The organism is Pedobacter sp. T50_32 (assembly GCF_057652195.1).
Genome location: NZ_JBYFBY010000002.1, coordinates 364,717 through 376,824, shown reverse-complemented (window position 1 = coordinate 376,824; position 12,108 = coordinate 364,717). Strand labels below are relative to the sequence as shown.

Genomic DNA, 12,108 nt, shown 5'->3' with positions numbered 1-12,108 from the left:
GACATAAAAATGAGGTTTTTCGTAGCTAAAAGACTAAATTAGTTTTTTAGAATTACAATAAAAAAGTATTTTTAACTTTTTATTAGCAGAAAAATGACAGCGAATATCCTTTACGTTGATGATGAACCACATAATTTAAGTGCCTTTGCGGCAACTTTCCGTAGATTGTATAAAGTTTTTACGGCGGAGTCTGCAGAAGAGGGTAGGAAGATCTTAGATGCCGAAGATATACAGGTAATCATTACCGACCAGCGTATGCCTAAAACTACAGGGGTTGAGTTTTTGGCTTCTATATTAGAAAAGCATCCAGATCCTATTAGAATGATCTTAACCGGCTACACGGATATAGATGCTGTAATTGATGCCATTAACAAGGGGCAAGTATATAGGTATATACAAAAGCCTTGGATGGAAGAAGATTTAAGGATCAATATAGATAAGGCTATCGAAATTTATACACTTCGAAAAGAAAATAGAGAATTAACCGAAAAGCTTTTAGTTGCTAACCAGCAATTAGAGTTCATCGCTCGTCAAAATTTATTGTCTTAAACTTTTTTTGTAGTAAAGGTTTTTATCGATACATTTAGATGTTTTACCGATATAAAATCTTAGATTGAGCACAATATCCAATACTTTAAGTAGATAATGGGTAGAATACATCGCCTAAGTATTATTTTCTACTTTTAATGAAATGAAAAACAGATTATTGCTCCTTGTACTTGGATTGCTTTTGTTAAGCAGTGCAGGTGTATTTGCTCAATCTACTTCGAATAAAGGCACTGATTTTTGGGTGCCCTATGCAGGACATATTGATGGCTTGGGATCTAGAATGACACTGTTTTTGTCTTCTGATATCAACACTACTTATCAAGTTAAATCTGGTGGAACTACCATTGCAAGCGGCAACATCACCGCAAATGTGGTAACACCGGTTTTTATCGATCCAAACCGGTACCAAGTATATATTGGTTCTTCTGATGTTAGGGAAGTAAACAAGGGTATTAATGTAACTGCTGGAGAACCCATATCAGTATACTGTGTGATTTCTAATAATGCCAGAACTGGTTCTACATTAGTACTGCCAACTTCTGCTTTAGAACAGGAGTATTATGTGTTCTCACAACAGAACGCAGGAAACTCTAATCTTCCAGCATATTCAGAATTCACTATTGTTGGCGTAAAAGACGGTACCAACATAGAAATTACGCCTACTCAAACCAACAGCAACGGAACGAAATTAGCTAACAACAAATTTCAAATTACCTTAAATAAGGGCGATGTTTATCAGTATCAATCATTAAATGATTTAACCGGTACGGTTGTTAAAGCTATTACTGGATGTACACCAATTGCTGTTTTTTCAGGTAGTACTTGGTCGGCTTATTGTGAAGCGGGTAGTACAAGAACGCCAAATGGTGGCGATAATCTTTTTCAACAGCTATTTCCTGTAACTGCTTGGGGCAAAAACTTTGTTTCTGCACCTTTTTACAATACACTGAACGGCAATACAGATATCATTAAAATTATTGTTGCTGAAGATAATACCACTGTCACAGTAAATGGTAGTACAACATTAGCAGGTAGTATGCCCTTGGCAAATCCTTACCGAAAAGGAAGTGTGATCACATTTTACACTACGTCACCGAATGTAATTAAGGCAACTTCTCCCATTGCTGTAGCGCAATACCAAACTTCTCAAACATGTAATTTAGCAAACAGTCAACAAACAGCTCAAGGCGGTCCATATCAAGGAGATCCCGAGATGACTATCTTAAATCCAATAGAGCAAACGTTAAAAGATATTACTGTTTATTCTAGGTTAAATAGTGTTTCTGGCGTGAATACCTATATAGCGAAGTATTTTTTAAATATTATTATCAAGACAGCTGATATTGCTGGTTTTACATTAGATGGGGCTAGTATTGCAAGCCAATTTAAGCCTATTGCCGATGGCGAATATAGCTATGCCGTGGTTGATGTAACCAACTCGTCAGATCAGCATAGGTTAATGGCAAGTGGTGGTTTTGTTGCTATTGCTTATGGCTATGGTCAGGTAGAGTCTTACGCTTATTTAGCTGGTACCGATTTAAAAAACCTGAAAAGTAATATCCAAGTTTTTTCTGCTGGTGGAAGCATTGCGTCTACCAATTTTTGTATGGGTACAAATTTTGATTTTGTGCTGAAATTGCCCTACACAACAGATAAAATTACTTGGAACTTTAACAATGGCGTCAAAATAGATGTGGCGAATAGTCCTAGTTTTACAACAATGGTAGAAGATGGCAACACCTACTATTTATACCGTTATTCATTAGCATCTTCAAATTTTTCTAAATCTGGAAGCTACCAATTGAGGGCAATCATTCAAAAACCTGCGGCAGCAATTTGCGCTGCCGACGAAGAGATCTTTACAAATTTTGACGTGTTTTCTCCTGATTTTTCAATTCCAAATGAAGTTTGTGTGAATACAGAATTCCAGTTTACAGATTCTTCTCCCAAAAACGGTGGAAATATAAAATCTTGGAGTTGGAACTTTGGAGATGGGAACAGCTCAACGTTGCAAAATCCGAAGCATAGTTACACCACGCCTGGCGTTAAAACAATTGTATTGAACGTAGTTACAGATATTGGTTGTAATCTTTCCACGACTAAAACTATTAAGATATTAGCGCCACCAAAGTCGGCATTTACTGCTGTTGGCCCATTTTGTATCAATAGTAACATTCAATTTAATAACGAAAGTACTTTTGTTAATTCAAATATTGTTAGCCAAACTTGGGATTTCGGAAATGGAAAACCTGTTTCAACGGCTAAGTCTCCAACAACAACCTATGGTGCTGCAGGAACTTATAATGTTAAATTAACTTCTGTTTCATCTAGTGGATGTGAAGACATTATTACTAAAACAGTTACCATTTACGAAACGCCAGAGGTAAGCTTTAACGATCCCGCATCTTGCGTAAGCGATTTGGTGCAGTATGAGGCTACGGCGGTAAAAGGGAATATTGTTTCTTGGCTTTGGGATTTTGGTGATGGTACTAACGACTTGGTGCAAAAATCGAGACAAAAGCCTACACATAAATATACTGCTCCAGGTAATTATACCGTGAAATTAGTTGCTACATCAGAACAAGGTTGCAGTGTAACTTTCACCAAACAGGTCGTAATTAGTGGCAGTAATCCGAATAGTTTGTTCGAAGTTAAAAATCCAACTAAGCTCTGTGCAAATGTTGAAGTTTCTTTCGAAAACAAAAGTGCCGTTGCATTTGGAGCCATCACTAAAATAGAATGGATATTTGATTATAAAGTTGGAGGTACGAATACAGTGGTAACGGATAATGCGCCAACACCTGGTAAAATTTATACCTATAAATATCCAAATAGTAAAAATAAAGTAGATTATAAAGTGGTAATGCGTGCTTATTCTGGTCAAGTATGTTTTACTGAAACTGCGCCGGTAACAGTAAGTGTTTATCCAGCGCCAATTGTGAAATTTGATGCTATTGAACCTGTTTGCGAAAATGATAACCCTTTTCAGTTGCAAGCCAAAGAAGAAAATGCGGTACCAGGCACTTTCCTTTACTCCGGAACAGGGATTTCTGCAACTGGTCTTTTTAGGCCTAGTGTGAGCGGTCCGGGTAATTTCAATATTAAATATACTTACAACACCGCTAACGGTTGTACAGAAGAAAAAAATATCAATATAACCGTAAATAAACTTCCTTTGGTAACCATGCCTGCAGATATAGATATTTTGCAAGGTGGGCAAAAAGTAATAGACGCAGTAGCTACAGGGGAAGATATGAAGTTTAAATGGTTTCCAGCAGAGGGCTTAAGTGCCGATGATGTAATTAATCCAATAGCAAAGCCTAACAAAACTACCCGCTATACGCTAACAGTAACTTCTAATAGCTGCGAATTGGTTTACGAATTTAATGTCACGGTGCATGAACACCCGGTTATTCCAAATGTGTTTAGCCCTAACGGTGATGGTAAAAATGATACTTGGAATATCAAATATTTGGAGACGCTAACAGAAGGAAATATTGTTATATTTAACCGTTACGGGCAAAAAGTATTTAATGCAACGCCGTATAATACGCCATGGGATGGAAGATTGAATGGAACAGATTTACCTATTGGTGTTTACTATTACATCATTGAACCAAACAATGGCAAAAAGAAATACACAGGATCAGTTACGATATTAAGATGAAGAAGATATTTGTAGCGATAGGATTATTACTGATGTGTTGTGAGGTTTTTTCACAACAACGCCCTCATTATTCACAGTACTTGCAAAATATGTCTGTTTTAAACCCTGCTGTAACAGGGCTTAGTAACGGTATGGATTTACGAATGGGAATGCGTACCCAATGGCAAGGTTTTACCGATGCTCCAAAAACAGGTTACGTAACCTTTAGTTTGCCTGTTTCCTTTGGCGGCGATATGGCAAACTACAGGTCAAGTGATTTAGGAGTTACTGAACCAGAAACGAAGGATGATATGTTCGATTATACAGCAACGATGTCGCACCATAGTTTCGGTTTGCTTTTTTTGAACGATAAAACTGGTCCATTGAACAGGGTTACGGGAAATTTGACTTACGCCTACCATTTACCAATAGGGGATCGGGCAAATGTATCGGTAGGAGTAGGAATGGGGGTAAATAGAATGGGGATTAATGCACAGGCATTAGTTTTTGATGAAACTGATGATCCTGTATTGGGTACATCTAGCGAAATTAATAAATACACACCCGATTTAAATGCTGGTGTTTACTTATACACTTCAACACTTTATGTGGGGGTATCAATGCAGCAAATCATCAAAAATAAAATAGCTTTTGATGGTGATTTTAACATAGGTAAGGAAGTGGCACACTATTTCGCAACCGCTGGCTATAAATTTTGGATCAACAACGATTTTTCGGTTACACCATCTATAATGTTAAAAATGGTCGATCCTTTGCCGAAAGCCTTCGATCTTAACCTAAAATTTGCCTATCGTAACACTTTTTGGATTGGCGGTGGTTACAGAAAAAATGATGCTTTTTTTGGGAATATAGGCTTTAATGTGGCAAATATGGTAGGAATTGGTTATGCTTATGATTACACCACATCAGAACTTAAAGCTGTATCTTCTGGTTCCCATGAATTGAGCTTGAGAGTATTGTTTTAAACTAATAAGATTTAAAGCTCTTTTCTTAACCTAGCAACAGGAATATTCATTTGCTCACGATATTTAGCAACTGTTCTTCTGGCAATATTGTAACCGTGTTCTTTCAATATTTCGGTTAAACGCTCATCTGCTAAAGGTTTGCGCTTATCTTCTTTGCCAATGCAGTCTTCCAGAATTTTCTTTACCTCTTTGTTAGATACTTCCTCACCACTTTCAGTTTGGATCGCCTCAGAGAAGAAAGATTTTAACAAGAAAGTTCCAAATTCTGTTTGCACATACTTAGAATTTGCTACCCTTGAAACGGTCGAAATATCCATTCCAATTTTATCAGCAATGTCTTTCAAAATCATTGGACGTAACTTGCGTTCGTCTCCCGTTAAAAAATAATCGTACTGATAGTGCATAATGGCATTCATGGTTTTAAGCAAGGTTTGCTGTCTTTGCTTAATGGCATCAATAAACCATTTGGCCGAATCTAGTTTTTGTTTCACAAATTGAACCGCTTCCTTCATTTTCTTATCTTTTTGGGAAGCCTTATCGTAGTGATCAAACATATCCATGTAAGAGCGACTTACACGTAATTCAGGAGCATTTCTAGCATTTAAAGTTAATACCAGGGTGCCATCGTTATTGCTGATATGAAAATCAGGAATAATTTGCATTTGTTTGGTAGTTACTTGGTTAGAATCACCAGGTTTTGGATTAAGACGCAAAATTTCGGTAACAACTTCTTTTAATTGTTCGCTGTTAAGCCCAACTGCTCTCTCTAATTTATCGTAATGTTTGCGGGTAAATTCGTCTAAGTGAAATTCAACAATTTCTATCGCTTTTTTGATGATTGGATTAGAACTATCCTTTCTCCTTAATTGCAATGCTAAACACTCTTGCAGATCCCTAGCTGCGATACCTGGAGGATCAAAACTTTGAATGAGTTTAAGCATCTCAATCACATCTTCTTCCTCTACCATCACATTTTGTGAGAAAGCTAAATCATCAATCATCGATGTGATTGGTCTACGTAAATAGCCATCATCATCTAAACTGCCAATAATTTGTTTGCCCACCACAAAATCTTGGTCTGATAAGGGCAACAAATCCAACTGTTGTTGTAAACTCTCAAAAAAAGTGGTTTCTATGGCAATTGGTGTTTCTTTTTTCTCGTCATCATCATCACCATTGCTGTAAGAGGTACTGTAATCGTTAGAAGAATCATCTTGTAAATAATCATCTACATTAAATTCATCTAAACTATTTTCCTCGCCACCTTCATTGCTAAAATCATCTCGGTCATCTTGTAAATCGTCGTATTCGCCTTTTGGTTCATCCAATGTCATTAAACTAGAATCTTCTAGTGCCGGATTTTCTTCTAATTCCTCTTTAATACGCGTATCTAAAGCAACGGTAGGCACTTGCAACAATTTGATAAATTGAATTTGTTGAGGCGATAATTTTTGTAATAATTTTTGCTGTAGATTTTGTTTTAGCATATGTGGGAATAACGAGTTGTCAAAAATAAACAAATGCTTTAGATTTTTGTTGGTTAATTTGATTAATTAATGTTCTTTTCCTTAAGTTTACACAACTAAAAATATTTATCTAACTAAAAACGTATTAAAATGGGATTTGTAAAAGAATTCAAAGACTTTGCTGTAAAAGGTAATGTGATAGATTTGGCTGTCGGTGTAATTATTGGAGCAGCATTTGGTAAAATTGTATCTTCATTAGTTGAGGATGTGATAACGCCAGCAGTATTGGCACCAGCGCTAAAAGCAGCCAATTTAGACAACCTAAGCGCACTTACAATTCCCGGTACAGCGATTAAGTACGGTAATTTCCTATCGCAAGTTATTTCATTCGTAATTGTTGCGTTAGTGCTTTTCGTCATTATCAGAGTGGTAAACAGAATGAAGAAAAAGGAAGAAGCGGCACCTTCTGCTCCGCCAGCACCTACCAAAGAGGAAATCTTACTTACAGAAATCAGAGATTTACTTAAAAACAAATAATATTCGAATATTGAGATGATCAGCTAAATAGTTGATCATCTTTTTAATATATGCCCATTAATATGAGAAAGCTACTATTAATTCTATTGCTAATGTCGTCATCTTACTTATATGCCCAAGATAAACAGGAACTGAGTTTGCTGGCTGCCGTAGATAAATTGAAAAATGCTATGGTTAGCGGAGATAGGCAAGCTTTGGAAGAAATAGCAGCAAGCGATTTAAGCTACGGTCATTCTAGCGGAAAATTGGAAGATAAAGCCACTTTTGTGGAAACCATCGCTAGTGGGAAATCAGATTTTGTGAGTATCGATCTTAAAAATCAAACCGTTAAAATTACTGGGAAAACGGCTATTGTACGCCACGAACTTCATGCTAAAACCAACGATGGTGGCAAACCAGGGGAGGTACATATTGGTATTATGCTAGTTTGGCAAAAGCAAGGCAAAGACTGGAAAATGTTGGCAAGGCAAGCCTATAAATTACCGCAGTAATTATCTTATTGATAAACTGGTATCAAGCACTTTTTTCTCGAAATCTTCTACCGGATATTTTGCCTCGATTAACTGTAAAAGCATTTCTGTAGCCAATCTGCCTATTTCATAGGCGGGCTGTCTTACTGAAGTTAATGATGGATTGAAAAGATCAAGCACATCAGAATTACTGAAACCAGCAATGGCCATATCTGTTGGAACAGACACCTTCAAGTTTTTAAAAACACTCAAACATCCGGTACTTAATCTGTCGCCGGCCACGAAAATAGCATCTGGCTTCTCTTTTAAAGCCAACAGTTCTTTAATCGCGGTTTCGGTTTCTTCATAAAGCATTCCACCATGTGGACAATATTTAATGTAACTTTCGTTGAAAGCAATTCCGTTATCTGCCAAAGCTTTCTTGTAGCCAGATAAGCGTTCGATGCTAATAGACAGGTAGCTAGAACTGGTAAGATGTGCGATCTTCTTGTAGCCTTGTTTAATTAGATAAGTTGTAGCATCGTAGGCACCTTTTTCATTGTCGGCAATCACCTTGTGCGTAATTATTTCATCCGCAACGCGATCAAAAAAAACAATGGGTAAACCTTTGTCGTGTAGGGATTTTAAATGTGATATATCTTCCGTTTTAGATGACAAGGAGATAAGTAGTCCATCAACAGATCTGGATGCCAGGTGGTTAACGTTGATTACCTCGCGTTCGTAAGATTCGTGCGTTTGGGAAATGATAACGTGATAGCCTTTATCGTATGCAATGGATTCTATGCCATCAACAGCTTGAGAGAAATAGCTATTAGCTACTTCACTAACCACAACACCAATAGATTTACTCCTTCTTTCTTTTAAGCTTAATGCAATAGGGTTGGGTTTGTAACCTATTTCTTTAGCATAATCAGTTACCAATTTCTTTGTTGCAGGACTAATTTCGTAAGTATCTCTTAAGGCCCTGGAAACGGTAGAAGTAGAGAGGCCAAGTGCTTTGGCAATATCTTTTATGGTAACTGGCTCAAACATGTGTTATTATGTAAAATTACGTGGTTTACGGTAGCATCTAAATCTTCCAAAAATACTACAATTTCTCCATTGTCTTAAAGATATAATTTTAGATTGAAATTGGCAACGTTGTCGGGAACGATTGCATAAATTTATACCTATCCAACAACGCCATATCTTAAAAAAACATTGTAGAATTGTTAATGGATGGTTCCAAGACCATCTGCATATAACCAAATTTTAACCGTATTGTATGAAAAAAATCTTGCTGTTTTTTTGTGTATTGGCTATTGGTATCCAATTGGTGCAAGCACAAACTAGGTCAGTAACAGGAAAGGTAACCGAAAAGGCTACTTCATCTCCAATTCCTGGTGTTGCCGTAACAATCAAAGGAACAAAAAACGCAGTGTCAACTGATGCTAATGGTATTTACAAAATTTCTGTTCCTTCTACTGGAACCGTTGTTTTAGTTTTTAATTCTATTGGCTTCAACAACGTTGAGGAAACTGTTGGTTCTAAAAGTCAAATTAATGTGGCTTTAGAAGAAAGCTCAACCACTCTTAACGAAGTTAAAATTGTTAATATCGGTTACGGAACTGTAAAACGTGAGGCTATTACAGGTGCTGTTTCTTCTGTTGGTGCTGCCACTATTGCTGCTGCACCAGTATCCTCTGCTTTAGAAGCTATCCAAGGTAGGGTTGCAGGTGTTAACATAACTTCAACTGAAGGTTCACCGGATGCAACCATGAACGTTAGAGTTAGGGGTGGGGGATCAATCACCCAAAGTAATGAACCTTTATATATTGTAGATGGTTTTCCTGTAACTACCATTGCAGATATTGCACCGCAGGATATTGAAAGTATAGACATCTTGAAGGATGCATCTTCTGCTGCCATTTATGGTTCTAGAGGTGCTAATGGTGTTGTTTTGGTGACTACTAAAAGTGGGAAAGATGGTAAAACCAGTATTTCTTATAACCTTTTTGGTGGATATAGAGAGATAGCTAAAACTCTTGATGTTTTAACACCATATGATTATGTGACTTGGCAATATGAAAGAGCTTTGTTAGATAACCAATTAAACGATTACACCAAGTATTTCGGTAACTATCAGGACATCGATTTGTATCAAAATTTACCTGCGAACGATTGGCAAAATTTGGTTTTCGGACGTACTGGTAACACTATTAACCATAATTTAAGTATTATGGGGGGTAGCGATAAAACCAAATATAGTTTAAGCCATAACTTTGTAAAAGACAAGGCAATTATGCAGCTTTCTGGTTTCGAAAGACAAAACATCAACTTTAAATTGAACCATAAGCTCTATAATAAATTAACTTTAGATTTTGGTTTGAGGTATGCCGATACTAAAACTAAAGGCGGAGGAACTAATGAGGTTAGAGAAATTTCATCAGCAGATTCCCGTCTAAAATTTGCAATGTTGTACCCACCTTTTGCTGTACCTGGTTTAACTACTAGTGATACAGACCCAGATTTTGGATTGTACGATCCATTGTTAGCCGTTGCGGATAATGACCAGTACATTCACCGCAAGCAATATAATATCAATGCATCATTAACTTGGGATATCCTTTCTGATCTGAAATTTAGAACTGACGTAGGTTACGATGGTGTTAGAAATGACCAAGATCGTTTTTATGGAAGTACAACCTATTATTCAAGAGAAAGAAGTGCTGGTTTACCTGCATTACATTTAACTAATGATAATAGAGTATCTTTTAGAAATACGAATACATTAAATTATAATTTTAAGAAATTACTGGGTTCTAACCATAATTTAACATTATTGCTGGGACAAGAATTCTTGAAAAATGAACAGTCTACTTTAGCAAACGTAGTACACAATTTTCCTAGAACTTTTTCATTCCAAGATGCTAGGTACTTAATGTCGCAAGGTATTGCAAACTCCTTAGACAATAAGTTTTCTAACGATTACAAAATGCTGTCTTTCTTTGGTCGTGCTAACTATGACTACAAAGGAAAGTATTTGTTAAGCGTTGCTGCTAGGGGTGACGGTTCATCTAAGTTTGCGCCAGGCAACCAATGGGGATTTTTTCCTTCAGTTTCTGGAGCATGGAGAATTATACAAGAGGATTTCATGAATGGCACTAGGTCTTGGCTTTCTGATTTGAAAATTAGAGCAAGTTATGGTGAGGCAGGGAGCGATGGTATTCCAGTAGGACAAATCTATCAAACTTTTGCGAGTACAAGTACCAACGTATGGATAAATGGTGCTACTAATTATTGGGCAGCATCAACCTACATGGCTAATCCAGATTTGAAATGGGAAACTACTGTTTCACAGAACGTTGGTTTAGATTTTGCGTTGTTAAATTCTAAATTAACAGGTACTGTAGATGCTTATCTTAATAGGACTAAAGATTTATTAATAGAATTTGATGTTCAAGGTTCGGGATATGCCAAACAGTTTAGGAACATTGGTGAAACGAAAAATAAAGGTTTAGAGTTTGGGTTAAATTACAGAGCAATCCAAAAGAAAAACTTTGATCTTTCATTTAATGCAAATATCTCATTTAACAGAAATGAGGTGGTATCACTTGGTGGTCTTATAGGTATCAACCAATCAACAGAATGGGCTTCTACAGAAATTCCAGCAGATTATTTAGTAAGAGAAGGATATGCTGTTGGTCGTATTTTCGGATATAGAAGTGCAGGCCGCTATGAAGTTTCTGACTTTTCAGGATTTAACGCATCAACCAACACATGGACACTGAAGCCTGGTGTTGTTAGACCTAATTCTAGTATAATCACGAATGTTAGACCAGGTTCTATGAAATTGCAAGATCTTAATGGCGATGGTATTGTATCGTTAGACGATAGAACATACATTGGAAATACCAATCCGAAACACACGGGAGGTTTTGCAATTAGCAGTAGAGTGTTTGATTTCGATTTTGCTGCATACTTTAACTGGAGCGTAGGTAACGACGTGTATAACGCTAATAAAATTGAGTACACTTCAACAAGTAAGTACGATTCGAGAAATATGATCGATATCATGGCCACAGGAAATAGATGGACTAACTTGCGTGCAGATGGTACAATAAGTAATGATCCTGCAGAACTAACTGCAATGAACGCTAATACTACGATGTGGTCGCCATTTACGAGAGCTTATGCTTTGTCAGATTGGGCAATAGAAGACGGTTCATTCCTTAGACTATCTACCATTACATTAGGTTATACGTTACCTGCTAATATCTCAAGTAAATTGAAAATGAAAAAATTGAGAGTTTATGCTTCAGGTAATAATGTATTCTTGTTAACAAACTACAGCGGTTTTGATCCAGAAGTTTCCACTAGAAGAAAAACAGGTTTAACACCTGGCGTAGATTACTCTGCGTATCCACGTAGTAGATCAATCATTTTTGGTTTAAATGTTAACTTTTAATTGAGCA

At 36.7% G+C, this 12,108-nt stretch carries 8 protein-coding genes; 6 read left to right on the top strand and 2 right to left on the bottom strand.

Annotation, left to right across the window (positions count from 1 at the left end):
- The first annotated feature begins 93 nt into the window (after positions 1-93).
- From AC23ME_RS06990 to AC23ME_RS06980, 3 genes are all read left to right on the top strand, one after another.
- Positions 94-549: a response regulator gene (locus AC23ME_RS06990; protein WP_487727040.1), complete on the top strand. Its 456-nt coding sequence runs from the start codon at positions 94-96 to the stop codon at positions 547-549.
- 142 nt (positions 550-691) lie between these two features.
- Complete coding sequence (locus AC23ME_RS06985) at positions 692-4,216, top strand: PKD domain-containing protein (protein WP_487727039.1); 3,525 nt, start codon at positions 692-694, stop codon at positions 4,214-4,216.
- Positions 4,213-5,181, top strand: a complete 969-nt coding sequence (locus AC23ME_RS06980; RefSeq protein ID WP_487727038.1) for a PorP/SprF family type IX secretion system membrane protein — start codon at positions 4,213-4,215, stop codon at positions 5,179-5,181. Before AC23ME_RS06985 ends, AC23ME_RS06980 begins: the two co-directional genes overlap by 4 nt.
- A gap of 11 nt (positions 5,182-5,192) precedes the next feature.
- On the opposite strand, the gene rpoN is transcribed toward AC23ME_RS06980, so the two are convergent.
- Complete coding sequence (rpoN, locus tag AC23ME_RS06975) at positions 5,193-6,668, bottom strand: RNA polymerase factor sigma-54 (protein ID WP_487727037.1); 1,476 nt, start codon at positions 6,666-6,668, stop codon at positions 5,193-5,195.
- Positions 6,669-6,797: 129 nt separating this feature from the next.
- Here rpoN and mscL point away from each other — a divergent pair, with 129 nt between their 5' ends.
- Together mscL and AC23ME_RS06965 are read left to right on the top strand one after the other, a co-directional pair.
- Positions 6,798-7,184, top strand: coding sequence for a large-conductance mechanosensitive channel protein MscL (mscL, locus tag AC23ME_RS06970; protein WP_487727036.1), 387 nt, complete (start codon positions 6,798-6,800; stop codon positions 7,182-7,184).
- A gap of 62 nt (positions 7,185-7,246) precedes the next feature.
- Positions 7,247-7,675 (top strand): nuclear transport factor 2 family protein, encoded by a 429-nt coding sequence (locus tag AC23ME_RS06965; protein ID WP_487727035.1) that lies wholly within the window; start codon positions 7,247-7,249, stop codon positions 7,673-7,675.
- Here the strand turns inward: AC23ME_RS06965 and AC23ME_RS06960 are convergent, their stop codons facing one another.
- Positions 7,676-8,686, bottom strand: coding sequence for a LacI family DNA-binding transcriptional regulator (locus AC23ME_RS06960; protein ID WP_487727034.1), 1,011 nt, complete (start codon positions 8,684-8,686; stop codon positions 7,676-7,678). It abuts the gene before it with no gap.
- 232 nt (positions 8,687-8,918) lie between these two features.
- Here AC23ME_RS06960 and AC23ME_RS06955 point away from each other — a divergent pair, with 232 nt between their 5' ends.
- Positions 8,919-12,101, top strand: a complete 3,183-nt coding sequence (locus AC23ME_RS06955; RefSeq protein ID WP_487727033.1) for a SusC/RagA family TonB-linked outer membrane protein — start codon at positions 8,919-8,921, stop codon at positions 12,099-12,101.
- Positions 12,102-12,108: the final 7 nt, after the last annotated feature.